This is a genomic window from Falsiruegeria sp. JB4-1 (assembly GCF_055693495.1).
This window is the reverse complement of sequence record NZ_JBVFTZ010000002.1, coordinates 156,107-179,718: the sequence shown is the minus strand read 5'-3', so window position 1 is coordinate 179,718 and position 23,612 is coordinate 156,107. Positions and strand designations below refer to the sequence as shown.

Below are 23,612 nucleotides of genomic sequence, written 5' to 3'. Positions count from 1 at the left end.
GGTTAGGGCAGGCTGAGTTGAGCCATGCGTCCGCCGTCGACGGTGTAGACCTGCCCGGTGACAAAACCTGCGTCAGCCGAGGCGAGGAAAGCCGCGAGGGCGGCGACCTCTTCGGGTTTGCCGGTGCGAGCGACGGGATGGATGCCCGCGATATCGCGGCGAAATGCCTGCGGGTCCGGCATGCTGTCGATGAAATCCTCGTTCAATTCGGTGTCGATCCAGCCGGGGGCAACGGCATTGCAGCGGATGCCTTCGGGACCGTGATCCACAGCAATTGCACGTGTCAGCCCGTGTAGCCCGGCTTTGGAAGCGCAATAGGCGGCGTGGCCCGGATTGCTCCCCAACCCTTCGATGGAACCCACGTTGACGATATTACCCTTCGTGTCTCGCAGGCGGGGCAGTGCAGCCTGGATCATCAGAAATGGCGCGGTGAGGTTGATGGTGAGCGTCCTGTTCCAATCAGAAAGGCTCATATCCTCGACGCGCGCCTCTTGCATCATGCCTGCGTTATTCACGAGGATGTCGAGACGGCCTGTTTTGCCAATCACATCAGCGATCACCTTGCTGGGCGTGGCCGGGTCCGAGAAATCAGCCGTGAGGCAGTCGAACTCGGGGTCGGTGCCACGCTGCGCTGTGAAGACTTGTGCGCCCTCATTTCGTAGGCGCCGGGCAATGGCCTGCCCGATGCCGCTGCGCCCGCCGGTGACCAAGGCAACTTGTCCGTCGAACCGTTTCATGAGACCGGCTTGCCTCCGTTTACTTCGACCAGCGCTCCACACATGTAACGCGCGGCGTCCGAGGCCAGAAACAGCACCACATCCGCGATGTCTTCAGGCTCGGCTATGCGACCCAGAGGCACGGATTTACCCAGCTCCACAACGGCTGTGTCAGGATCAAATCCGCGTTTCTCAAACCCGCTGCGAAGCATGGGCGTATTCACCTCGTTCGGGCAGACAGCGTTGATGCGGATGCCCTGATGCGCATGATCCATCCCCATGCATTGGGTCAGTGACGCTATTGCCGCCTTGGTCATGCAGTAAAGCGCGTGGTTTGGCCCGGGCGCCTTGCCGCCCCAGCAAGAGGCGGTGTTGACGATTGCACCCCCGCCGGTTTCCGCCATCAGCGGGATCGCAGCGCGACAGATGCGGAAAGGGGCCTCGACGTTGACACCCATGGAAAGGGTCCAGTCGTCGTCAGAGGTTTCAGTTACAGTTCCACGCGTGATGACGCCCGCGTTGTTGATCACGATGTCCAACCCACCAAGTGCGCTGATTGCCGCGGAAGGTAGGCCGTTGGCATAGGTTGCGTCCAACAGATCACCGGGCAGGTGAGCGTCCGCTTCGATCTGATCCGTCATGCGATCCGCCACTGCAACCTGCGCCCCTGCGCCGCGTAGACGGTTGACGATTGCGGCTCCGATACCACCCGCGGCACCGGTGACGAGGGCTCGTTTTCCTTGGAACTCCATGCTCGACCTCCTGCTGTCAAAATTGCGCGACGGGCGACCCGAACAGGGTCTCATCCGGATTGATGCCTAAGCCTGGACCCGTTGGAACGTTGATGTGGCCGCCCTCGACACGGATGCCGTTTTTGGGATCATAGTGCCCTTCGATGTAAGGCGCGGCGAGCCAAACCCCTTCGAGCAGATCGGGACGCACCGTGGCACCGATGTGTGTACAGGCGGCGGCAACAATGTCGCCCCCCAGCTGTCGTCGCAGGTATGGGGCAGGTTGCGCGCTTCGCAGATATCACGGAATGCGCGCATCGGATGGAGTCCGCCGATGCGGGTGATTTTCATCCCGAAGCCATCGACCAACCCGTTTCCGGCGGCGGTGATCACCGTGTTCAGCGAGGTGCAGCTTTCGTCCATGTAAAGGCCGTGCGTGATCTGAGGGCGGATCTTATGCAGATCTTCGATCGTGTTGCAGGGCTGTTCCATGATGAAGGGAATGTCGGGGCATTCGCGGCTGACCCGCAGTGCGTCGCGTGTGGTCCAACCCCGGTTGCCATCGACCGCCAGACGCATGCCCGAGCCTCTGACCACCTCCCAGACCTTGCGAATGACTTCGATGTCAATCTCGACCGGGCGTCCGCCAACCTTGATCTGCAGGCGAGGGTAGCCCTCGGCCATCTTTTCGGCTGCCAAACGGGCGATGTCATCCGGTTTACCGACGCCGGTGGCGTAGTAGGACGGCACTCGAGACGTTGCCGCCCCTCCCAACAACTCGGACACGCTGATGCCCAAGTGTTTGCCCAGCAGATCATGCGCTGCAATGTCGATGGCCGCCTTGGCGTAATTGTGGCCGTTCAGCAGACCATCCATTGTGCGGTGCAACGTCAACGGCGAAACGTCGGTCCCGATCAGGTCCGGGGTCATCTGGACCAGTGCGGCCCGTGCGCCAGCGGCATGTGCCTCGGCGTAGGTTGGCCCAACGGGGCAGGCTTCCCCCACCCAACCAGACCCGTGTCAGAAACAAGTTTGACCAGAGTTGTGTCCAACGCCCAAACCTGCGCCTTGGCCATCGTATAGGGGCCGTTCCGAACCGGGAGGTCATGTTGATAGATGTGAATTTCGGCGATTTTCAATGCGGGGCCTCAAAGGGAAAAAAGGCCCGCCCAGTTAGAAAGGCGAGCCAGTAGGGGATTGGTTTAGAGGTGTTGGTTCAACTCGTCGGCTGCGGGAATTTCTCGTTCGCGTCGTGCGATGTAATCCAGCAGCTCTTCATTCTTGGCAACATCTAGCGTTGGTTCCTGATACTCTGACAGCAGCTTGCGGGCGTGGTTCAGGGCACGTTCGGTGATCTCGATGCTGCCTTCGGCCACCCATTGCTCGATTGAGTTGTTGTCGAACATGTCGGGCATGAAAAACGCTTCTTGGAAGTTCTCTTGGGTATGGGGGTGCCCCAGATAGTGGCCACCCGGCCCTACATCCGGAACGGCAGAAAGGGCCTGATCGAAATCGCCCCACTTCGGTCCTTCGGCCATGCGATAGGCCATCGCGCATTGTTCGGCGTCGACGATGAACTTGGCTGTTGAGCAGTGCATCCCGGCTTCGTTCCAGCCAGCGCTGTGCCAGATGTAGTTGGCACCGGCATGCATAACAGCTTGCAGTGTCGTCGCTGATTCATACCCGGCCTGCGCATCGAACGTCTTGGCCCCGCCAAGCGTGTTCGAGGTACGCCATGGAACACCATAGTGCCGCGCCATCTGACCGATCATGAAGTTCATCAGGCTGATCTCGGGCGTGCTGACCATCGGGGCGCCCGATTTCATCGACACGGTCGACAGGTAGTGGCCATAGATCGCGGGGGCTCCCTTGCGGATCACCTGGGTGTAAGCCAGCGCGCTGAGGGCTTCGGCGTTCAACTGCGCGACCGTTGCGGGGACCGAGGCCGAGCGTGTTGGCGCCACCAAGAACGAAGGGTGAGCACAGCACCGGTTGATTGCGACGGCAGAAGGCGCGCATCGCACCCAGCATAGTCTCGTCCCACACCAGCGGTGAGTTGCCGTTGCAATTGCCGGTAGTGACGGGGTGCGTTTCCATGAACTCATCACCAAAGAGGATCGCGCACATGTCCATCACGTCCTCGGCGTTCTTGGGCGAGGTGGTCATGCCCATGAACGTCTTGTCCGAATGCTTCATCGACGAATAGGTGATGCGCAGGTGCCGCTGGCTGATGGGGTGATCGTAAGGTTCCACGATGTGGTGGGCCGAGGAATGTAGCGCTGGCATCATGTGCGACAGCTTGTGGAACATCGCCAGATCATCGAGCGTCGGGTTGCGGCGCACGTCATCCAGATCGCGCAGGAATGGCGCGCCGGTCATCGGCACAAAGATCGAATGTCGCCCCCGAGGCGCACGTTCTTTTTGGGGTCGCGGGCGTGGTAGGTGAAGTCCGACGGAATGGTTGTGATCAGCTCGCGGACCAATCCGCGATCGAGAAACACCAACTCGCCCTCGACTTTGGCGCCTGCCTTTTTCCAATCCTCTAATGCGATGGGGTCGCGGAACTGAACACCGACATTTTCGAGGATGTCCATCGAGGCGTTGTCGATGAGTTCGACTTGGGCCCCGTCCATCACCTCGCACAGTGGGATGGTTGCGGTCAGGCCGGGAAGCATGTCAAATTTCGGGGCCGTGCGAAGTGCACGACGAGCTTGTCTGCCACCCGAACGCGTGCGGGGAGCGGTTGCAACTTGAGCCATGGGGGCGATCTCCTGTTTGAATTCAGGATGCCCTTGAGAAACATCGTTTGACGTGCAGATTTCCGAAATGTGAATGCAAAAACCGACATCTGATTTGCTGTGAACGGCAATCCTGATGCTTTCTCAATCGTGACTGGCTTTTGCACGTGGTCTAAAGGTTTGAGTGGCGAATCGGCTTATGAAGGCCACGAAAGGGGTCTGGAAAGCGATGAGGTTAACCCGGCACCTTGTAATTTTCTGAAATTCAAGAGAAGCAGGAGCATGTCACTAACTCTCCTGAGAACGTTGGTTGCGATTGCGGACCAAGGCAGCTTCGCCGCGGCGGCGGATCAGGTTTGCGTCAGCCAAGCCGCTGTTGGGCAACAGATGCGAAAGCTTGAGGACCTTCTTCAGACTCAACTATTTGATCGTTCAGAACGGTCACCGCGTCTGAACGCGTCTGGATTGTCGCTTGTGCCCAGGGCGCGCGCCATCCTTAGAGACTATGATCAGATGGTAGATGATTTGATTGGCGAAGCTCGTCTGTATGGGGAGTTATCTCTGGGTGTTGTTCAGTCGACTATGCGCGAACTTGTGCCGCGGGTTCTTAAGCAGTTGGTGGAAACTTACCCTCAACTTCACGTCAGGGTCGTGCCGGGATTGTCCGAAGAGTTGGCCGAACAAGTCGAGCGCCGTGGATTGGATGCAGCCATTTTGGCAACGGCGGGGCACTTGGATCCGATTTTTGACTGGCGACCGTTCGCCACAGAGCCACTTGTCTTGATTGCTGCTCCGGAAGTGAGCGAAACAGATGCGGACAAGTTATTGCGGTCCCGTCCTTTTATCCGACACAGTCGCAGGGCGACGGTCGGGCAATTGGCGGATCAGTGGCTGAGCAAGGCCGGGTATTCTGTCGAAGCAACAATGGAGCTAGATTCCCTTGAGTCTGTTGCCAGTATGGTGGCTCACGATCTTGGAGTTTCCATTGTTCCCGATATTTGCGTGCCTGATGCAGCCTTTTCCGCTTTGCGCCGGATTCCATTGCAGAGCCATGGGTTGGATCGACAATTGGGAATTCTGACCCGTGCTGATTGTGCCAAGACCAGGTTGGTCGAAGGGCTGTTGGCTGCTGTCACGCGCATCGTCAGCGATACGCGTGACACCAATTGAAATCAGCTTATGACGGCCTTCATGAACCTGTCTTTGATGACGACAGGGTCCATGGTGATGACGGGCATCTTTGCGTTGCCGCTTTCGCATTTACTGACGATGATGGTCATCTTGCCGCTGTCCAGCGCCGCTTGTAGTGCCGCGCCAGTCTCTTCCGCTTGGCATTCGACCACATTCTCGCACCCCGCCGCGCGCGCCATCGCCGTCAGCGAGGTTTTCATCCCCGCATAGGTCGGCTGATCCCCGGTCGAGCCATATGACCCGTTGTCGATGATCAGCAGCACATAGTTGTCCGCCACATTGTTGGCGATCGTCGGCAAGGTCCCCAGATTGGTCAGGATCGAGCCATCGCCGTCAATCACCACCACCGGCTTGGGTTGGGCCAAAGCCAAGCCCAGGCCAATCGAGGACGCAAGTCCCATCGTCCCCAGCATGTAGAAATTGCTGGGCTGATCATCGATTGCGTGCAGCTCCTGGCTGGGGATACCGATGTTACACACCACAAGCTGCTCGCGCAGGATAGGAGCGATTTCTTTAAGAATTTCTGAACGGATCATTGGTCGCCATAGCCTCCCCAGAAGTTGGCGTCGGTCAGGATCGCCACGGGCTTGTTGCACATGAAGGTATATTTCAGGATGTTATCCAGCTCTTCGACGTCTTTTTGCCAATGAAAATGGTAGGTTGGGATGTTCAGCTGCGCCAGAAGCGCCTTGGTGTGAACGGCCATTTCGACCTGGCAGGCGACCGGTTCGCGCAACTCTCCACGGTATGAAATCAGCATCGGCAGTGGCATGCGATAGTACTGAATCAGCGTCGCCAGGGTGTTGATGGTCACCCCGATGGCGGTGTTTTGCATGATGATGGCGGGGCGTTTGCCACCCATCCAGGCGCCAAGCACACAGGCCCATCCCTTCGTCTTCCTTGTTCGAGGGGACATGGTGGATTTCAGGGCGGGCGTCGATTTCCTCGATCACCCCGGCCAATTGTTTGCAGGGTACGGTGGTGACGAATTCGATCCCGTTCGAGATCAGATCATCCGTTATCCGGGCGTCTATGGTCATGGGCGGTTTCCAGTTTCAGATTTCTCCACCTTCTATTTCTCAAGCGCGGCTTAACTGCAAAGCAAAATTTCTTTCTAAAGTCTAAAGTCCAGCTTTAGTGGCGTCGAACCCTAGGCTTGCGGGGTTCAATTATTGTCACGGATCATATCGGCTGCTTTTTCAGCGATCATGATCACGGGTGAAGCAGTATTCCCAGAGGTGATTTTTGGCATGATCGACGCGTCGATGACACGCAGGCCGCCAACTCCACGCAACCGAAGTTCCGGGTCTACAACAGATGCTGCGTCAGCACCCATCCGACATGTCCCAACGGGGTGAAAAATTGTTGTGGCAATATTTCCGACTTCCTTCAGCAAAGCTTCGTCACTGACAATTGAAGGTCCCGGCAGGATTTCTTTGGGATGAAAACGTTCCAATGCTTTGGCTGTCATGATCATCCGGGCCTGTTGAACGGATTTTGCGGCCACGATCTTGTCTTTTGTGGCCGATAGATAGTTCAGTCTTATGTCAGGGTGCTCTTCCAAATTTCGAGAGGAAATATGACAGGAACCAACGCTTTCGGGTCGTAAATTGCACACTGAAACAGTGATTGCCGGGAAGGGGTGCAATGGGTCTCCGAGTTTGTCAGTGGACAGGGGTTGAATGTGATACTCAAGATCCGGAGTATCCTGCGAGTGGTCCGATTTCGTGAACATTCCAAACTGGCTTGGTGCCATGGACATCGGTCCGCTTTGCCGTAATCCATATTCTAAGGCAATTCGCGCCTTGCCCCAGAAACTGTTCGCCATCGTGTTCAGGGTCTTCGCGTTCTGGACTTTGAATACTGTCCGGATTTGCAAGTGGTCTTGCAGATTTTCACCGACGTTAGAGTTTGCATGAAGAACGTCAATTCCCAGTTTGGACAACAGTTTCGGTTCACCGATGCCTGACAGTTCTAAGATCTTGGGAGAGTTTATGGCGCTAGGCTGCGAGCAATACTTCGGATTTTGCGTGGGCTTCGATTGTTTGCCCCCGATGCCGGAATTGAACGCCGCGTGCGACTTTGCCCTCTAGGATGAGGCGGTCGGTGTGGGCCTCGGTTATTACGCGCAGGTTGGGGCGGCTGAGGGCAGGGCGCAAAAATCCCTTGGCTGTACTCCACCGCACCCCCGCTTTTTGATTGACCTCAAAAAAACCTGATCCTTCGTTGTTGCCGTCGTTGAAGTCCGGACGCGGCATTATGCCGAATTCCTTTGCGCCTTCTTGAACTGCGCGTAAGATCTCCCAGTTCAGACGTTGCGTGCCAACTTTCCATTCACCCCCTGAGCGATGCATGTCGGTATCCCCGGAGTGATGATCTTCGGATTTCAGGAAGTACGGCAGGACATCATCCCAGCCCCAACCGGAATTGCCCATCTGACGCCAGCCATCATAGTCGGCTGCCTGTCCGCGCATGTAGATCATTCCATTGACGGAAGTGCAGCCACCCAAAAGCTTGCCCCGTGGATAAACCAAAGACCGGCCGTTCAAACCAGGTTCGGCGGCAGTTTTCATCATCCAGTCTGTTCGCGGGTTCCCAATGCAATACAAGTATCCAACGGGGATATGCACCCAATGATAGTTGTCGGATTTTCCTGCTTCCAACAGCAGGACGCGGATGTTGCGGTCTTCGGTCAGCCGATTTGCTAGAACACACCCCGAGGTTCCGGCACCCACAATGATGTAGTCATATTCTCCATCCAGTGGCTCGGCTGTCATGCGTTGATCTCGTCTGAATTGCGTCTCGGTTTCGTCAGCAACGGTAAGGCGGTCCACCTTGATTGGAAAGAGAGGGAATTGTCGGTCAGAGTATGAGACAACAATCGAAGATGTAAGTCGGGTTTGGTCCTGTAACTCCGACCTCTTGAGCGCAACGGTCTGGACCAGGTGCGCGGATCACAATAAGTCTTGGACATGAACGAAACCCAAAAAACACCAGTATGTTGTTCCGTAGACTCTTTCGGCGGATCATCTATGGCGGTTTCTCCTCCGATACCGGGCCAAGTTCAAATGCAGGATGCCGTCGCAATCCCCGGTGGAACCGCCCTGACCGGCACCAAAACCCCAATAATTAAAGACGACGGAGAAGACCCGCTTCGAACAAAACGGATCAAACCCTTCTTTATGGGCGCAACCACGGTGACAAACGCGCAGTTCCAGGCTTTTGTCGAGGCTACCGGCTATATCACCGAAGCCGAGCGAATTGGTTGGTCGTTTGTTTTTTGGTCTCAGTTGCCCGAAGGTGTAGGGCCAAAGCAAGCGGTCCCAGGTGCGGAATGGTGGCGTCGCGAAGACGGTGCCAACTGGAGGGATATCTATGGCCCGGGCACACAGGCGGAAGCCTGGTGTGCCGATCACCCAGTGGTGCATGTCTCTTGGAATGATGCTCAGGCGTATGCGGCATGGGTGGGTGGCCGATTGCCGACAGAGGCAGAATGGGAACACGCTGCACGCGGTGGTCAGAAAGATGTCATGTTCCCTTGGGGAGACCGGGAGCCGGATGATTTCGAGTTTATGCCCTGCAATATCTGGCAAGGGCAATTTCCCAAGTTGAACACCGGAGCAGACGGTTATCTGGCGACCGCTCCGGCGCGCAGTTTTGAACCGAACGGTTTTGGTCTTTACAACCTTGTAGGAAACGTTTGGGAGTGGACCAGCGAGCCGTTTCGGATCAAGTCCTTGAAAAAGCACGTGCAATCCAGATTGGCAGGAATGAAGGGGTACAAACTGTCAAAGGGTGGATCCTATTTGTGCCATCGGTCATATTGCTATCGGTATCGCATCGCCGCCCGGTCCGGGACGTCGCCTGACAGTGCGACGACGCATCACGGATTTCGGGTTGTCTGGCCTGATTGAGATGGGTTGGTGATTGTTTTTTCCACTGGAGTTTTGACTTTCAGAAAACAAGCGGGTACTCGCGTTTCGCGCAAAAAGGACAGGACATGGCAAGCCCCAACTCTGGTACGTATTCTTTGGATGACCGACCGACTTCCCGCGCGTTGTCGATCGCCCTGTTGCGGACACGCGAACATATCATGGAACCCATCAGACCATTGCTGGCTGAAATTGGAATGACCGAGCAAAAGTGGCGCATTCTGCGCATTCTCGCGGAAAATGGCCCGATGGATCAGACTGCGATCTCGCGCGAGGCCTGCCTGCTGCTGTCCAGTGTGACACGTATTCTAAAGTCCATGGAAGCGGACGGTCATGTCGTTCGCATTCAGAATGACGATGATCGCCGATCAAAGATCGTGCGCATTAGCAGTGCCGCAAGAGAGTTAATTGAAAAACACCATCCGGCGAGCGTCGCGGTATATGGGCGGCTGCGGACCGAATTTGGCGAGGACAAGCTTGAACAGCTGCTGGACCTTCTGGAAGAGGTTCAGGCGATAGACTTGTAGAAAAGGGGCGGTCCTTGATGGATTGTTTTCATCATTGCTGACGTTTTGATCGTGCATCCGCGAGCACGCACAAAAGCTCCCACATCATTCGCCCTCCAACCATCGCGGTGACGCCGGTTTGGTCAAAGGGTGGCGAGACTTCGACCACATCCCCCCACCAGGTTGGCACCCTGTAGCCCGCGCAAGATGCGCTGCACTTCCAATGGGGTCAGCCCTCCAACTTCGGGTGTGCCTGTACCGGGAGTATAGGCTGGGTCGATGCCGTCGACATCTACTGAGACATAAGTCGGACCATCACCAATGATCCGGCGCGCTTCGGCAATGACCGCTTCGACCCCCATCTGGGCGAACTCTGTCATTTCGATGACCCGCATGCCACTGGCATGGCTGAATCCCCAGAGTATCGCAGCCGAACCGCGAATGCCGATCTGGATGGTACGTTCTGGGTCCAGCACGCCCTCGATCGCTGCATTGTAGAACGGCCCACCATGGTGAAAACGTGAACCGTCCATAGGGCCGAGCGTGTCGGCATGAGCGTCGATGTGAACCATGCCAACCGGTTCCTGTGCGCCAAGCGCTTTGAGGATCGGATAGCTGATCGAGTGGTCGCCGCCGACTGAAAGAGGAGTGACTCCGCCACCGACCAAGCCGACAAAGTACGCGATCATATCCTCGACGCACAGGTTGATGTCGTAAAGGCTGCGAAAACCCAGGTCACCCAGATCAGCGACATTGCACAGTTTGAACGGGGCGATGTGGCTGGTTTCGTGAACAGGGGGACCGTTGACCGCCAGATAGGACATCTCGCGCATCTGTTTGGGGCCGAACCTGGGGCCGGGACGGTTGGTGACGCCGATGTCAAAAGGCACTCCGACCAGGCCGATATCCACATCATCGAGTGTATCTGATCTCGGCGCGTTCATGAGTGTCGCCTCACCCGCAAAACGCGGCGGTGGCGGGGCATCGCCTGTCGCCTCTCCGCGGGATTCGCGTGAAGCTTCTTGCAAATACGCGGCCAGCTCTGGCTCGAGATACTCGGTAAAGTCCTTGTCAGCCAAGGCACGGATACGCGCCAGTTTGTTTGGGTCCATCGGCATTTGGGCGTCCTTCGTTCAGAGCGACGACAACCCCGCGTCGATGGCGGACAGGATATCGGCGACGTCCTGCTCGGTTACAACCAACGAGGGTGAAAGGATAATATTGTTGCCGGAAATGCGCAACATTACGCCCGCCTCATACGCGGAGTCGAAAATCTGTGCCATGCTGCCGCCGGATGCTGCCGCCTTGGTTGCCGGGTCTGAAACCACCTCGACAGCGGCCATAAGGCCATGGCCTCCGCGTACGTTGCCAATGGCTGAGTGCTTCGCATCAAGCGTTTGCAATCCGGCAAAAAGCTCGGTGCCGCGCGCGGCCGCGTTTGACGCAACATCCAGACGCTGGGTCTCAGCCAGGCAGACCACAGCCGCCGCTGCCCCTACCGGGTGGCCGGAGTATGTGTAGCCATGACTGATTGCGCCAAGTCCGCTGGTGTCGCCTTCGAACACTTCCGTTACTTTCTCGCCGACCAGCACCGCGCCAAAAGGGAAGTAGCCATTGGTGATTGCCTTGGCGGTGGTCATCATGTCGGGTTGAACGCCCCACAGGCGTGCGCCGGACCAAGCGCCGGTGCGGCCAAAGGCAGTGATGACCTCGTCCGAGATCAGCAGGATTCCGTATTTGTCACAAATCGACCGCACCATCGGCATGAAGCTTTCATGTGGTGGGATCACACCGTCGGCGCCCAGGATCGGCTCCATGATAAAGGCTGCGATGGTTGAAGGGTCCTGGAACTTGATCTCGTCTTCCAAAGCGGCAGCACAGAGTTGTGCCAGCTTGGCAGGATCAGTCTCGTTGAATGGGTTGCGATAGGGGTAGGGGGCGGGCACGTGGTAGCACCCTGACAGCAGCGGCTCGTAGGCTATACGGAACTTGTTGTTGCCATTGACCGAGGCCGCGCCGACATGGGTGCCGTGATAGCCCTTTTTCAGCGACAGGTATTTGGTTCTTCCGGGCTCTCCGCGGAGCTTGTGGTATTGGCGCGCCAAGCGCAGAGCGGTTTCTACAGAGTCGGACCCTCCCGAGGTGTAGAACACGCGCTGGATACCTTCGGGTTCAAAGAACTGACACAGGTCATAAGCCAGTTCGATCGAGGCATCATTGCTGGTGCCACGGAAGGTCGAATAATAGGGCAGGGTGTCAAGCTGGCTGGCGATCGCCTGTTTTATGGCATCGTTGGAGTAGCCAAGGTTGACGTTCCACAGACCACCAACCGCATCGATGGTCTCGTGACCGTCGATGTCCCTGATGCGAACGCCAGAGGCGCTGGTGATGATCTTGGGTGGGTTCTTTTGAGCCTCGGCTGGGTGCGTCATCGGTTGCCAGAACTGACGAGCGTTGTTTTCCTTGATGAAATTTTCGGTTTTCATGCGGATGTTTCCTCGGATAGACCAAGTTTCGTAAGCGCCTTTGCATAGCTTTGGGCGGGTTGTTTGACGTCGAAATGAACGGTTTGCAGGCCAGCGGCGCTGGCCCCTTTGATGTTTCGCAACTGGTCGTCGACAAAGACGCAGGCAGATGCGGGCATCCCTAACTGGTCGACGCACATGTCATAGGCTCTGCGGTCAGGTTTCAGAATTTGGGTATAAGTCGCGTCCACGATGACATCGAATTTCGCCAGAAATGGCAGCTTGGTGCGAAATTCGACCCCGTAGAACAGGTCCAACTCGTTCGACAGGATCGCCAGTTTGATACCCGCGTTGTGGGCCGCGTCAATTGCGGCCAAGGCCTCGGGGCGCATCACGGCCTGCGGGTCCGCGCCGCGGGCGGCTTTGACGAAATCGGCCATTCCAGCCCAGTCCCGACCCAACAATTCGGCTACCTCTTTTGTTCGGTTAAGCCAATATTCCCGTTCGGTAATTTCTTCCGCCTGCATGGCCATCCACAAAGGGTCGGTCTCAGGTGCAAAGGGGCCGTGCCACGTGAGTGTGCCTGAAGGCAAATCCAGGGCAGTTTCCGTCAGTGCGTGCGTTTCAAACAGCGTTTTGGTTACAACACCGCCAAAATCCAATACCAGCGCACATTGAGAGTTAGTTTGGCTCATGAAGGCTCCAGATCTCTTCAACCATAGAAGGAATAACGCCGCCACAGGTCGAGGATATCGACCGGGCTGCGGGTTTGAGATGATCCTTGATAGCTTTATCAAGCGCGTCTGAGGCTCGCGATTGGGGGTAGGCGACTGAAACGGCCCCGATGCAAGTGTCGTTTGGTCCAAAGATCGGTGCCGAGGTGCTGCGCACGTCGGACTCGTATTCACCACTGGCAACGCCAAAACCGTTCTTTCGCGCTGCCCGCACTTTGCATTGTAGCTGTTCAGGATCGGTCAGCGTTTTGTGGGTAATCGCGGCTAAGGGCTCGCTCAACACCTGCTCCAGCAGTGCGGATGGTGAAAATGCAAGAATCGCCGCTCCCGATGCCGTGGCATGCAAGGGCAGTACTTCCGCTGTTTCGATCTCGACCCGGGTGCCGTGGTGGCGGGATTGGCAATAGCTGGCCACAACCAGTTGCGTGCCCTGCAGCAGCGTTACATGAGCCGTTTCGCGCACAGCATCCACCAGTTGGGACAGGGGCTCTCTAACCGCTTGCCGGATCGGCACAGTGGCTTCGCGTACATTGGCCAAACGGATGATAGTCGGCCCAAGACGGTAGTGTTTAGTCGTCATGTTTTGCTCGACATAGCCAAGTTCCAACAGCTCGGAAAGCGACCGGTAGACTGAAGCCTTGTCACGCCCTGACAACCGTGAGAGCGCAGACAACCCAATCTCTGGCCGGGCGGTCGAGAAGTGGTCGAGCAACTTCAGCGATTTCGTCGTCGTCCCCATTTCTTGACCGCTCCCTTGGCTGGTTTCGCGTGCCTGTCGATATCTATGCTTGACACAAATTAATTGACATGACAAGTATTAATGGATCGCAACGGTTCACTATTGCAACCAGCGACCCAAGTTACGCTAAAACCACTGGGAGGAACTCATGCGTAAGCTCACACAGACATTCGCAATGGCCGCGTTTGGTGCGACAGCCCTGATCGCCGGACCGATTGCGGCCGAATATCCTGAAAAACCTGTCTCTTTTGTTGTTCCGTGGCCTCCGGGTGACGTCGAAGATGTGCTGACACGCCTGATCGCCGAAGAATTTCAGGAAACCTATGGCGTACCCGCCGCGGTGGTGAACAAGCCCGGTGGCGGTGGTGGCCCCTTCCCGGGTGCGGTGTCTGTGGCAACAGCGCCGGCAGATGGCTACACCGTGGGCTCCTTCGTGATCGGCGTTCCGGTCACAGGACCCGAGATCGGCATTCCTGAACTCAGCCCCAATCCGTTTGACCCGCTGGGTATTTTCCTGACCTATCCCTTTGTGATCGCGGCCAGCAAGAACGACAACTACTCCAACATGGAAGAGCTTGCGGCATATGCCAAAGACAACGAGGTGACTCTGGGCCACTTTGGGTCCTTCCTACCGCCCACCCGCGTGACGTTTGCTCTGGCCAACAAACTGGGTTTTGACTTTGTGGCTGAGACGGCGTTCGACAATGTGGACTGCAATGTTCTGGCTTCGGGTGATGTGGATGTGATCAACACCACGATCCAGCAGATCAGCGCTTGCCGTGATGATGTGGTGATTTTGGCCTCGATCGGCGGCGAACGGACAAGCCAGACCCCGGATGTGCCAACCGTGTCTGAGATCGAACCGTCGATCCAAGTTGCGCTCTGGAACGGTCTGTTCGTGCACAAGGACACGCCTGCTGAAGCGCGTGAAAAGATCATCGCCGTGGCACAAAAAGCGTTGCAATCGGACGCAGCCAAGGACCTGTCCGAACGTACCGGTACGTTGATTTACTGGCAGGATGCCGAGGAATCCAAGGCTCAGATCCAACAGGACATCGAGGCGCTCAAGGCCATCGACGAGTTGCTGGGCGAATAACCTGCCCCTGCACATTGCGGGTGCCGAAACTTTCGGCACCCGTCTGACACGACGTGACATGACGCGCGGGGAGAGGACCATGGTCCGGACAAAAACACTGCAGCAGCTGTTCCAACGTTATCGCAAACCCGGCGACCTGGTATTTGCGATGTTGTTTCTGATCTTTTCGGTCGTTTTGCTGACACAGCTGCAAGACCAGACGAAATGGGTGGCGCGCAAATCGCTGTTCGTCCAGCCTCGGTTTTGGCCAGCTGTGGCGGTGATCGGGATGGTCGTGTTTGGCACACTGCACCTGATTGGCTCTCTCTGGTCGCCACGGATTTTTGGTCGATTGAAAGAGATGTGGTTCTGGGCAAGATCTTTTGAATATGTCGCCTGGTTCCTGATCTATGTCTATCTGGTTCCGTTGACCGGGTACCTGCCGACAACAATTGCGTTCACCGTCCTGCTGGCATTGCGGGCCGGATATCGGGAACGGGGCATTCTGCTGGCTGCTGCCGGATCCGGTCTGGCGATTGTGGTGCTGTTCCGAGGCCTTTTGCAGGTAAAGATTCCTGGCGGTGCAATCTACGAGTATTTCCCCAATGGCATCCGTGCCTTCATGCTGACCTATTTGTGAGGGCACGGTCATGGACATTCTGCTTTCTAGCTTTGAGATTCTGGCCCGTTGGGACGTCATTGTCGCGTTGATGATCGGCTCCTTCGGAGGCGTCATCATCGGCTCGATCCCCGGGGTTGGTCCTGCGGTAGCCATCGCAATTCTGTTGCCCGCCACTTTCTCGCTCGACCCCATTGTCGGGCTGATTATCCTGTTGGGCATTTATGGTTCATCCGCATTTGGTGGCGCCATACCGGCCATTCTCGTCAACACGCCCGGCACGGCCGTAAATGCACTAACGACCTATGACGGCTATCCCATGACCAAGGCAGGAGAGGGTCGGCGCGCGCTGTCATTGGCTTATTTCTCGTCATTCTTCGGAGGTATCTTTTCGGTCGTAGTGCTGATCCTGATGGCGCCCTTGCTGGCCAAGGTCGCGCCTCATTTTGGCAGTCGCGAGATCTTTCTCGCCGCCCTTTTGGGCATCATCCTGGTTGTGCTGGCCCATCGGGGGCAAATCATGGCCGCGGGAATGATGGCCTGTTTTGGAATTCTGCTCAGCACCATCGGGCTGGAGCCAGTCAATTATTCCCAACGCTATACCTTTGGTCAAAGCTGGCTCAGTTCGGGAATGAATGTGATCGTGGTCGTGTTGGGTCTGTTTGCACTCAGCCAAGCGTTCCTCTTGCTGCTGGAACGCGACCATGCGCCCGAGGCTGCCAAAGTCGAAGGCGGTCTGTGGGGTGGGTTCAAAGAACTGATGGGGCACAAGCGTGTAGCCAGCGTCTCGGCCTCTTTCGGGGTTCTTATGGGCATGATCCCCGGCGTAGGTGAGTTCACCGCACAGTTCCTGTCCTACACCTATGCACAGAAATCTTCGAAAAACCCGGAACAGTTCGGCAAAGGTTCACCCGAAGGGCTGATTGCTTCGGAAACTGCCAACAACGCTGTTCCTGCAGCGGCAATGATCCCGCTGCTTGCCCTGGGTATTCCGGGCGAAGCTCTGACGGCCATGATGCTGTCGGTGTTCTATGTCCATAACGTCCTGCCAGGTCCTCAGTTGTTCGACCAACAGATGGATTTTGTCGTTGCACTCTATATCGCGCTGCTGATTTTGAACGTACTGGTTTTGGGCTTCCTGATGGTGTCCACCAACAAGCTGCTCAAGGTAGTCCAGATACCCACGCGGTTCTTGGGTGTATTGATCCTGACGCTCAGTTTTGTCGGCGTTTATTCACTCCGCAACTCCTTTACCGACTGTGTCATTGCGTCAGGTTTTGGGGTGTTGGGTGTGATCCTGAAGCGCCTGAATCTTCCGATCGTTCCGATCATTTTGGGTATGGTTCTGGGCGGCATCATGGAGACCAAGCTGCGCAGCGCCATGCCGCGCCTGAAAACCCCGCTCGACATGATCGACCGGCCGATTTCCTTCATCATCTTCTGCATCATCGTGGCGGTTCTGATCATCCACGTAAGGGTGCTGATCGTCGAACACCGCAAGAGGAACCAAACTGATGGCGATGACGCAAGCGGACTTGAACGCACTACGCGCTGAGGTCATTCCCCCCAAGGGTCATTTCATTGACGGACAAATAGCCGATACCACGGATGGCGCACGACTGGACGTAATTTCACCTATCGATGGGCAGGTGATCACCACTCTGGCCGCTGGCACCGCCGAAGACGTGAACCGTGCCGTTGCTTCTGCCCGCCGCGCCTTCGAGGCACGTGTTTGGGCTGGGCAGTCACCGGCCGACCGAAAAAAGGTGTTGCTGCGTCTGGCTGAACTGATCGAACGCGAGGCGCTTGCTCTGGCGGTTCAAGGTGTGCGCGACAACGGGACCGAGATTGGCATGGCTTTCAAAGCCGAGAGCGGATCGGCCGCAGGCACCTTTCGTTACTACGCCGAGGCGATCGATAAGATCTATGGCGAGATCGCCCCGACCTCAGAAAGTGTTCTGGGGTTGGTGCACCACGAGCCTGTGGGGGTTGTGGGGGCAATCTTGCCGTGGAATTTCCCACTGATGATCGGAGCCTGGAAGATCGCGCCGTACCTCGGCAGCAGGAAACTCGATCGTGGTGAAACCAGCGGAAAGTGCATCGCTGTCTATTCTGCGTTTGGCGGAACTGGCGGTTGAAGCTGGTGTGCCCGAGGGCGTGTTTAATGTGGTCACAGGCAAAGGCTCGGTCGTGGGTGAGGCGATTGGTTTGTCGATGGATGTTGACGTTTTGGTCTTTACCGGCTCTGGCGCCGTAGGTCGGCGCCTGCTGGAATATTCCGCCCGTTCGAACCTGAAGCGATGCTATCTTGAGCTTGGCGGCAAATCCCCCAACATCGTCTTCGCCGATGCGAAGGATCTGGATCACGCGGCCAAGGTTTCAGCCAACGGTATCTTTCGCAATTCGGGTCAGGTCTGCGTCGCAGGCTCGCGTCTTGTTGTCGAACGGACAATCCATGACGAATTTGTCGAAGCCTTGATACGCCACGCAAGTGCTCTCAAGGTGGGCGATCCGCTTGACCTATCTTCGGATGTAGGCGCCGTGCATTCAGCGGCGCAACTGGAACAAGACCTTGGCTTTGTTCAAAAGGCGGTCACCGAAGGGGCTGACTGCGCCCTAGGAGGCCACCGCATCCTGAAAGACAGCGGCGGGTTCTATATGGAACCCACGGTGATGACCAATGTGGGCCGTAACGCCACGCTGAACCAGCAAGAGGTCTTTGGCCCGGTTTTGGCTGTTACACCTTTTGACACAGAAGAGCAGGCGGTCGATCTGGCGAACTCTACCGTTTACGGGTTGGCATCAGGGCTTTGGACTGCGGACTTGAGCCGTGCCCACCGAATGATCCGGCAGGTTCGAGCGGGTGTCGTACACGTGAACACCTATGGCGGTTCGGATGGCACTGTCCCCTTGGGCGGAGTTGGGCAATCTGGAAACGGCCACGACAAGAGCCTGCACGCCATGGACAAGTATTTTGACTTAAAATCAGCATGGATCCAGTTATGACGCCTGACTCGCAGTATTTGGTAAAGCGCCGGGCGCAGCTGCTTGGTCCAAATGTATCCACCTTCTACGAAGAGCCCGTTCATCTGGTGCGGGGTGAGGGTGTTTGGCTATGGGATGCAGATGGCAACAAGTATCTTGATTGCTACAACAACGTCCCTCACGTTGGCCATTGTCATCCCCGCGTGGTCGAGGCGATTGCCAAACAAGCCGCGACACTGAACACTCATACACGCTACTTGCATGATGGGATCCTGAATTACGTCGAAGCGCTAACGGCGACGTTTGCTGCGCCACTCGACACTGCGATCCTGACCTGTACCGGGTCCGAGGCGAACGACATTGCGTTGCGTATGGCACAAGCGGTGACCGGAAACACCGGGGTGATCGCAACTGACCACACTTATCACGGGAACACGATGGCGGTGTCACAGCTGTCCCAAACTAACCCACCCCCGGGTGGGTACTGGGACAACATGGCCTTTGTGCCTGCGCCCGATAGCTATCGCCCCTTGGGCGGTGAAAGCGGCATTGCGCACGCCCGTGCCTTCGCTGCCGAGGTTCAAAAACAGATCGACGCTTTGGAGGAGCGGGGCCATGGACTGTCGTGCCTGATCATCTGCCCCTATTTTGCCAACGAAGGTTTCCCAACGCTGGAGCAAGAGTGGCTTGACCCCGCCATTGCCGCCGTGCGCAAGGCAGGAGGAATTGTCATTGCAGATGAGGTGCAGCCGGGGTTTGGCCGCCTGGGAACGCACTTTTGGGGCCACCAAAAGGCCGGTTTCCTGCCGGACGTGGTGACTTTGGGCAAACCGATGGCCAACGGCCACCCGGTGGGCGGTGTTGTCACCAGCCCGGATACGATGGCAGCCTTTCGTGAACGGTTCCGGTATTTCAATACCTTCGGTGGCAACCCGGTGTCTGCAGCTGCCGCTCATGCAACGTTGACCGTGGTGCAAGACGAGGGGCTGCAAGAGAATGCGCGTGTCGTTGGCGACTATGCACGGGATTGTCTGCAGCAACTGGCGGAACGTCATACATGCATCGGCGATGTGCGCGGCTCGGGCCTGTTCTTTGGCGCCGAAATGGTGTTGGACCGCGAAGGCAGGACACCCGCGACGGCTTTCACCAAGAGAGTTGCAAATGCGATGCGTCAGAAAGGTGTACTGCTGAACTTTCTCGGCATCCACTACAATGCGTTAAAGATCCGTCCACCGCTGCCTTTTAGTCAAAAGAATGTGGACCAGATGATCGATACTCTGGACGGTGTGCTACGCGACACACCGCTGGCGTCATGAGCAATCACGCCGCAGAAGCTCTGGCGCTTTGGGGCCTTGAGGGGGCAACGTCCGAGCTCGTCGCACAGCGAGAGAATGAAATTTGGTCTGTCAGCTATGGCACGCGGCGAATGGCCCTACGGTTTCATCGGCCAGGGTATCGGACCGAAGCAGAGTTGGCCTCGGAACTTGCATGGATGCAAATGCTGGCGCAGGCCGGTTTGAGAGTGCCAGAGCCGGTGGCGCGACCGGATGGCTCTTTGTTCGGAACAATTGGAGAAACCAATGTCAGCTTGCTGACTTGGCTCAATGGACATCCGATTGGGGTCAGCGGTCAGTTAACAGATGCCAGTGACCCCTTTCGTTTGGCCACGGCGGTTGGGGAGCAAATGGCGCGGTTGCATGACTTGACGGACGCCTGGACGCCACCCGCGGCGTTCAGGCGTCCAAACTGGCAGGTGCAAGAATTGCTCGGGCCAGATCCGTTGTGGGGCCGGTTCTGGGAGCATCCGAATTTGACGCCGGATGACAAACGGCTCTTGATTGATGTGCGCGATGCCGCATCAGCGGATTTGGATCAACTTTCGAGCAGCTTAGACACGGGCCTGATCCATGCCGATTTGCTGGCGGAAAACGTGATGCTCGACGGCGATCAGATCGCTTTTATCGACTTCGATGACGGTGCCTTTGGCTATCGCGATTTCGAGTTGGCAACCTTTCTGATCAAGTTCCTGCGCCAACCCTATTTCAAAGACCTGCGCGACGGTCTTGTGATCGGCTATTCCGCTCGACGCGATATTCGCCCACAAGTGCTGGACCTAATGCTGTTGATCCGCGCTTTGACTTATCCCGGCTGGATCATCACCCGATTGCACGAACCGGGTGGGGTGGCCCGCTCGGGCCGGATGCTGGACACTGCTTTGACCCTGGCGAGCGCATATCTGGAAGAGAGGACTCCATGAACGACAAGACCATTATGATCGTCGGCACCTATGACACCAAGGACGACGAGCTGAACTATCTGGCCGATTGCATTCGTGGTCAGGGTGGACAGGTGCTGTCGATGGACGTGAGCGTTCTGGGCGATCCGTCGTTGCCAACGGATTATTCCAAACACCAGGTCGCCGAAGCGGGCGGATCGTCAATTGCCGAGGCGATTGCGTCGGGCAACGAAAATACCGCCATGCAGATCATGGCCAAAGGGTGCTCGACACTGGTTGCGCGACTTTACAGCGAAGGAGCCTTCGACGGGATCGTAATTCTGGGTGGATCAATGGGCACCGACCTCGCGCTGGATGCTACTGCGGTTCTGCCGCTTGGTGTGCCAAAGTTCATTGTCTCGACCGTGTCATTCTCGCCGTTGATGCCACCGTCACGGCTTGCGGCGGATGTACAGATGATCCTTTGGGCGGGTGGGCTCTATGGGCTGAATTCGGTTTGTAAATCTTCATTGTCGCAAGCTGCAGGTGCTGTCCTTGGGGCCGCGCGGGCGGTGGAAATGCCGAACCGAAGCAAACCTCTTGTGGGGATGACCTCTTTGGGGAAATCAGCGTTGAAGTACATGGTGCCGCTCAAACCCGCGCTTGAGGCGCGCGGTTTCGAAGTGGCCGTGTTCCACGCAACAGGCATGGGTGGGCGAGCGTTCGAGAGCCTTGCTGCGCAAGGCGCGTTTTCTTGTGTGATGGATTTTTGTACCCAAGAACTGGGCAACCACGTCCATGGCTCACGCATTTCGGCGGGTGAAGACCGGCTAACCAATGCGGGGCAGGCTGGTACACCGCAAATCGTGGCTCCGGGGTGTTATGATCTGGTTGATATTGTCGGCTGGGACGCATTGGCCGAAAAATGGGCGAACCACCCGAGCCATGCGCACAACCGACTGATAACTTCGATCGTACTGGATGATGACGAACGCCGCGTCGTGGCGCGCGCGCATTCTGAACAGATGGCGAAATCGCCAGCTCCTACAACCTTGCTGATGCCGTTGGGCGGATGTGGCGAATGGGACCGTCCCGGTGCTGATTTACACGACGCCAAGGGCCTTTCGGCCTTCATGGACGAACTTCGCAATACTTGCCCGGGCAATGTAACCAAGGTCGAGCTTGACTGTCACATCAATGATGCTGAGTTTGCCGAACAGGCGCTGGCAATCTTTGACGATTGGGTCGCGCAGGGCATCGTGGAGAAACCTCAATGAGCCATAAGGCCAAGAATATTCTGTTCATCATGTTCGACCAACTGAGGTATGACTACCTCAGCTGTGCGGGCCACCCCTATCTTAAAACCCCACATCTGGACAAATTGGCCTCAAAGGGTGTGCGTTTCTCTCATTGTTACGTGCAGTCTCCGATCTGCGGCGCGTCACGCATGAGCTTCTATACTGGCCGATATGTGCACAGCCATGGCGCGGCTTGGAACAACTTTCCGCTTAAAGTTGGAGAGGCCACTTTGGGCGATCATTTGCGTGAGCGCGGCATGGATAGTTGGCTCATTGGCAAGACCCATATGCAGGTGGATCAGGCGGGAATGGACCGCCTTGGGATCTCGCGAGACGGTGTTATTGGTGCGCGGGTCGCCGAATGCGGTTTTGATGTCTACATCCGTGACGACGGCCTGTGGGGCGAAGGACCAGAGGGGTTCTATGACCAAAAACGTTCACCTTATAACGAATACCTCAAGGGGCAGGGGTATGAGGCTGAAAACCCCTGGCAGCACAACGCAAACGCTGGTGTGGATGAGGATGGCAACATTGCTTCGGGTTGGTTCATGCGGCACGCAGACAAAGCGGCCAACATCCGGGAAGAAGACAGCGAGACGCCTTGGCTGACGTCGCAGGCCATTGAGTTCATCACCGAACAGGATGCTAAAGGCGCAGGCCCGTGGATGTGTCATCTGTCATATATCAAGCCTCATTGGCCCTATATCGTGCCCGAGCCTTATCATGACATGTATGGCGCTAACCAAATTCTACCAGTTGTTCGATCCGACGCTGAGCTCGAAGATACTCATCCGGTTTATGAACAATTCATGCAGAACGAGATTGGGCAGACCTTCAGCAAGCCAGGTGTTCGGGAAAAGGTTATTCCGGCTTACATGGGTCTGATCAAACAGGCTGACGATCAGATGGGCCGCTTGTTCCAATGGCTTGAAGACAAGGGCCATATGAAGGACACGATGATTGTCGTGACCTCAGACCATGGCGATTACTTGGGCGATCATTGGTTGGGCGAAAAAGACCTGTTTCATGATCCATCCGTCCGGGTGCCGTTGATCGTCTATGATCCCTCGGAGTCTGCAGATGCTACGCGCGGAACGGTCTGCAATGCGCTGGTCGAGAGCATCGATCTGGCGGCAACCTTTATTGATTTGGCGGGCGGTGATGTTCCGGATCACGTGATCGAGGGGCGATCACTTTTGTCATTCCTGCACGGGGAAACACCAGATACTTGGCGTGACTTTGCCGTTAGCGAGTACGACTATTCGGCGACACCTGAAGCAGCCGCGCTTGGGCTGAACCCAAAACAGGCACGCCTGTTCATGTTAGCGGACAAGGAATGGAAGTTCGTGTTTGCCGATGGCGGATTTCGCCCGTTGTTGTTTGATCTGATAAATGATCCGGACGAGCTGAATGATCTGGGCGCCGATCCTGCATATGTACATGTGACAGAACTCTTCATGTCGAGGTTGTCAGAATGGGCGCGCAGGCCATCGCAGCGAACGACGATCAGCAACGAGTCCCTGGTTTCAAAACGAGAAGGCAGCGCGGCCGATGTCGGAATATTCATCGGTGTTTTTGATGAAAGCGAACTTCCTGCACATGTGATTGAAAGGACAATTACGCCGCGCTGATCGATCAGCAGGTTACGCCCAAATTGCGTCGACTTCA

Annotated in this window: 19 protein-coding genes and 6 pseudogenes; 12 read left to right on the top strand and 13 right to left on the bottom strand. The window is 56.7% G+C overall.

Annotated features, from left to right (window positions below; genetic code table 11):
• Positions 1-2: 2 nt before the first annotated feature.
• The 6 genes and pseudogenes from ACZ1HE_RS22800 to ACZ1HE_RS22775 form a co-directional block, all read right to left on the bottom strand.
• Entirely contained in the window at positions 3-737 is a 735-nt protein-coding gene (locus ACZ1HE_RS22800) for an SDR family NAD(P)-dependent oxidoreductase (RefSeq protein WP_472624896.1), read from the bottom strand.
• On the bottom strand, positions 734-1,468 hold the full coding sequence (locus ACZ1HE_RS22795; protein ID WP_472624894.1) for an SDR family NAD(P)-dependent oxidoreductase: 735 nt from the start codon (positions 1,466-1,468) through the stop codon (positions 734-736). Before ACZ1HE_RS22795 ends, ACZ1HE_RS22800 begins: the two co-directional genes overlap by 4 nt.
• 16 nt (positions 1,469-1,484) lie before the next feature.
• Complete coding sequence (locus ACZ1HE_RS22790; RefSeq protein WP_472624892.1) at positions 1,485-1,658, bottom strand: hypothetical protein; 174 nt, start codon at positions 1,656-1,658, stop codon at positions 1,485-1,487.
• A 113-nt stretch (positions 1,659-1,771) separates the two neighbouring features.
• A pseudogene (locus ACZ1HE_RS22785) lies at positions 1,772-2,452 on the bottom strand (mandelate racemase/muconate lactonizing enzyme family protein); the annotation flags it as partial.
• A 197-nt stretch (positions 2,453-2,649) separates the two neighbouring features.
• A complete protein-coding gene (locus ACZ1HE_RS22780; protein ID WP_472624890.1) occupies positions 2,650-3,552 on the bottom strand; it encodes a trimethylamine methyltransferase family protein in 903 nt (300 codons plus the stop codon).
• Positions 3,500-4,122, bottom strand: a pseudogene (locus ACZ1HE_RS22775) (trimethylamine methyltransferase family protein); the annotation flags it as partial. The pseudogene ACZ1HE_RS22775 and the gene ACZ1HE_RS22780, both read right to left, overlap by 53 nt.
• 345 nt (positions 4,123-4,467) lie before the next feature.
• Here ACZ1HE_RS22775 and ACZ1HE_RS22770 point away from each other — a divergent pair.
• Positions 4,468-5,355 carry a LysR substrate-binding domain-containing protein gene (locus ACZ1HE_RS22770; protein ID WP_472624888.1) on the top strand — a complete coding sequence of 296 codons (888 nt, stop codon included), beginning with the start codon at positions 4,468-4,470 and terminating at the stop codon, positions 5,353-5,355.
• A 2-nt stretch (positions 5,356-5,357) separates the two neighbouring features.
• On the opposite strand, the gene comE is transcribed toward ACZ1HE_RS22770, so the two are convergent.
• Positions 5,358-5,912 (bottom strand): sulfopyruvate decarboxylase subunit beta, encoded by a 555-nt coding sequence (comE, locus tag ACZ1HE_RS22765; RefSeq protein WP_472622080.1) that lies wholly within the window; start codon positions 5,910-5,912, stop codon positions 5,358-5,360.
• Positions 5,909-6,371: pseudogene (locus ACZ1HE_RS22760) on the bottom strand (sulfopyruvate decarboxylase subunit alpha). The gene comE and the pseudogene ACZ1HE_RS22760 overlap by 4 nt, the downstream one beginning before the upstream one ends.
• Between ACZ1HE_RS22760 and ACZ1HE_RS22755 the strand changes: the two are divergent.
• Positions 6,291-6,470, top strand: a complete 180-nt coding sequence (locus ACZ1HE_RS22755; RefSeq protein ID WP_472625078.1) for a hypothetical protein — start codon at positions 6,291-6,293, stop codon at positions 6,468-6,470. The pseudogene ACZ1HE_RS22760 and the gene ACZ1HE_RS22755 overlap by 81 nt on opposite strands.
• 71 nt (positions 6,471-6,541) lie before the next feature.
• Here the strand turns inward: ACZ1HE_RS22755 and ACZ1HE_RS22750 are convergent.
• Positions 6,542-8,153, bottom strand: a pseudogene (locus tag ACZ1HE_RS22750) (GMC family oxidoreductase).
• 255 nt (positions 8,154-8,408) lie between these two features.
• Between ACZ1HE_RS22750 and ACZ1HE_RS22745 the strand changes: the two are divergent.
• Together ACZ1HE_RS22745 and hpaR are read left to right on the top strand one after the other, a co-directional pair.
• Positions 8,409-9,290, top strand: coding sequence for a formylglycine-generating enzyme family protein (locus ACZ1HE_RS22745; RefSeq protein ID WP_472624886.1), 882 nt, complete (start codon positions 8,409-8,411; stop codon positions 9,288-9,290).
• Positions 9,291-9,376: 86 nt separating this feature from the next.
• A complete protein-coding gene (hpaR, locus tag ACZ1HE_RS22740) occupies positions 9,377-9,835 on the top strand; it encodes a homoprotocatechuate degradation operon regulator HpaR (protein WP_472624884.1) in 459 nt (152 codons plus the stop codon).
• Between the two features lie 31 nt (positions 9,836-9,866).
• Here the strand turns inward: hpaR and ACZ1HE_RS22735 are convergent.
• From ACZ1HE_RS22735 to ACZ1HE_RS22720, 4 genes and pseudogenes are all read right to left on the bottom strand, one after another.
• A pseudogene (locus ACZ1HE_RS22735) lies at positions 9,867-10,758 on the bottom strand (agmatinase).
• Between the two features lie 189 nt (positions 10,759-10,947).
• Positions 10,948-12,300 carry an aminotransferase class III-fold pyridoxal phosphate-dependent enzyme gene (locus ACZ1HE_RS22730; RefSeq protein WP_472624882.1) on the bottom strand — a complete coding sequence of 451 codons (1,353 nt, stop codon included), beginning with the start codon at positions 12,298-12,300 and terminating at the stop codon, positions 10,948-10,950.
• Positions 12,297-12,974 carry an HAD-IA family hydrolase gene (locus ACZ1HE_RS22725; RefSeq protein ID WP_472624880.1) on the bottom strand — a complete coding sequence of 226 codons (678 nt, stop codon included), beginning with the start codon at positions 12,972-12,974 and terminating at the stop codon, positions 12,297-12,299. Before ACZ1HE_RS22725 ends, ACZ1HE_RS22730 begins: the two co-directional genes overlap by 4 nt.
• A complete protein-coding gene (locus tag ACZ1HE_RS22720; protein ID WP_472624878.1) occupies positions 12,961-13,752 on the bottom strand; it encodes an IclR family transcriptional regulator in 792 nt (263 codons plus the stop codon). The genes ACZ1HE_RS22725 and ACZ1HE_RS22720 overlap by 14 nt, the downstream gene beginning before the upstream one ends.
• Positions 13,753-13,900: 148 nt before the next feature.
• Between ACZ1HE_RS22720 and ACZ1HE_RS22715 the strand changes: the two genes are divergently transcribed.
• The 8 genes and pseudogenes from ACZ1HE_RS22715 (at position 13,901) to ACZ1HE_RS22680 (ending at position 23,575) form a co-directional block, all read left to right on the top strand.
• A complete protein-coding gene (locus ACZ1HE_RS22715; protein ID WP_472624876.1) occupies positions 13,901-14,848 on the top strand; it encodes a tripartite tricarboxylate transporter substrate-binding protein in 948 nt (315 codons plus the stop codon).
• Between the two features lie 79 nt (positions 14,849-14,927).
• The gene (locus ACZ1HE_RS22710) at positions 14,928-15,467 is read left to right on the top strand and encodes a tripartite tricarboxylate transporter TctB family protein (protein WP_472624874.1); all 540 of its coding nucleotides are present in this window, start codon (positions 14,928-14,930) and stop codon (positions 15,465-15,467) included.
• A 10-nt stretch (positions 15,468-15,477) separates the two neighbouring features.
• Positions 15,478-17,001, top strand: coding sequence for a tripartite tricarboxylate transporter permease (locus tag ACZ1HE_RS22705; RefSeq protein WP_472624872.1), 1,524 nt, complete (start codon positions 15,478-15,480; stop codon positions 16,999-17,001).
• Positions 16,967-18,452, top strand: a pseudogene (locus ACZ1HE_RS22700) (aldehyde dehydrogenase). Before ACZ1HE_RS22705 ends, ACZ1HE_RS22700 begins: the two are co-directional and overlap by 35 nt.
• Positions 18,449-19,747, top strand: a complete 1,299-nt coding sequence (locus tag ACZ1HE_RS22695) for an aspartate aminotransferase family protein (protein ID WP_472624870.1) — start codon at positions 18,449-18,451, stop codon at positions 19,745-19,747. Before ACZ1HE_RS22700 ends, ACZ1HE_RS22695 begins: the two are co-directional and overlap by 4 nt.
• The gene (locus ACZ1HE_RS22690) at positions 19,744-20,688 is read left to right on the top strand and encodes a phosphotransferase (RefSeq protein WP_472624868.1); all 945 of its coding nucleotides are present in this window, start codon (positions 19,744-19,746) and stop codon (positions 20,686-20,688) included. Before ACZ1HE_RS22695 ends, ACZ1HE_RS22690 begins: the two co-directional genes overlap by 4 nt.
• Complete coding sequence (locus ACZ1HE_RS22685) at positions 20,685-21,923, top strand: Tm-1-like ATP-binding domain-containing protein (protein ID WP_472624866.1); 1,239 nt, start codon at positions 20,685-20,687, stop codon at positions 21,921-21,923. Before ACZ1HE_RS22690 ends, ACZ1HE_RS22685 begins: the two co-directional genes overlap by 4 nt.
• A complete protein-coding gene (locus ACZ1HE_RS22680) occupies positions 21,920-23,575 on the top strand; it encodes a sulfatase-like hydrolase/transferase (RefSeq protein ID WP_472624864.1) in 1,656 nt (551 codons plus the stop codon). The genes ACZ1HE_RS22685 and ACZ1HE_RS22680 overlap by 4 nt, the downstream gene beginning before the upstream one ends.
• The last annotated feature ends 37 nt before the right edge of the window (positions 23,576-23,612 follow it).

Coding starts and splice junctions, on each gene's coding strand:
- ACZ1HE_RS22800 (WP_472624896.1), bottom strand. CDS start 737: ATGAAACGGTTCGACGGACAAGTTGCCTTGGTCACCGGCGGGCGCAGC.
- ACZ1HE_RS22795 (WP_472624894.1), bottom strand. CDS start 1,468: ATGGAGTTCCAAGGAAAACGAGCCCTCGTCACCGGTGCCGCGGGTGGT.
- ACZ1HE_RS22780 (WP_472624890.1), bottom strand. CDS start 3,552: ATGAGTTCATGGAAACGCACCCCGTCACTACCGGCAATTGCAACGGCA.
- ACZ1HE_RS22770 (WP_472624888.1), top strand. CDS start 4,468: ATGTCACTAACTCTCCTGAGAACGTTGGTTGCGATTGCGGACCAAGGC.
- comE (WP_472622080.1), bottom strand. CDS start 5,912: ATGATCCGTTCAGAAATTCTTAAAGAAATCGCTCCTATCCTGCGCGAG.
- ACZ1HE_RS22755 (WP_472625078.1), top strand. CDS start 6,291: ATGGTGGATTTCAGGGCGGGCGTCGATTTCCTCGATCACCCCGGCCAA.
- ACZ1HE_RS22745 (WP_472624886.1), top strand. CDS start 8,409: ATGGCGGTTTCTCCTCCGATACCGGGCCAAGTTCAAATGCAGGATGCC.
- hpaR (WP_472624884.1), top strand. CDS start 9,377: ATGGCAAGCCCCAACTCTGGTACGTATTCTTTGGATGACCGACCGACT.
- ACZ1HE_RS22730 (WP_472624882.1), bottom strand. CDS start 12,300: ATGAAAACCGAAAATTTCATCAAGGAAAACAACGCTCGTCAGTTCTGG.
- ACZ1HE_RS22725 (WP_472624880.1), bottom strand. CDS start 12,974: ATGAGCCAAACTAACTCTCAATGTGCGCTGGTATTGGATTTTGGCGGT.
- ACZ1HE_RS22720 (WP_472624878.1), bottom strand. CDS start 13,752: ATGGGGACGACGACGAAATCGCTGAAGTTGCTCGACCACTTCTCGACC.
- ACZ1HE_RS22715 (WP_472624876.1), top strand. CDS start 13,901: ATGCGTAAGCTCACACAGACATTCGCAATGGCCGCGTTTGGTGCGACA.
- ACZ1HE_RS22710 (WP_472624874.1), top strand. CDS start 14,928: ATGGTCCGGACAAAAACACTGCAGCAGCTGTTCCAACGTTATCGCAAA.
- ACZ1HE_RS22705 (WP_472624872.1), top strand. CDS start 15,478: ATGGACATTCTGCTTTCTAGCTTTGAGATTCTGGCCCGTTGGGACGTC.
- ACZ1HE_RS22695 (WP_472624870.1), top strand. CDS start 18,449: ATGACGCCTGACTCGCAGTATTTGGTAAAGCGCCGGGCGCAGCTGCTT.
- ACZ1HE_RS22690 (WP_472624868.1), top strand. CDS start 19,744: ATGAGCAATCACGCCGCAGAAGCTCTGGCGCTTTGGGGCCTTGAGGGG.
- ACZ1HE_RS22685 (WP_472624866.1), top strand. CDS start 20,685: ATGAACGACAAGACCATTATGATCGTCGGCACCTATGACACCAAGGAC.
- ACZ1HE_RS22680 (WP_472624864.1), top strand. CDS start 21,920: ATGAGCCATAAGGCCAAGAATATTCTGTTCATCATGTTCGACCAACTG.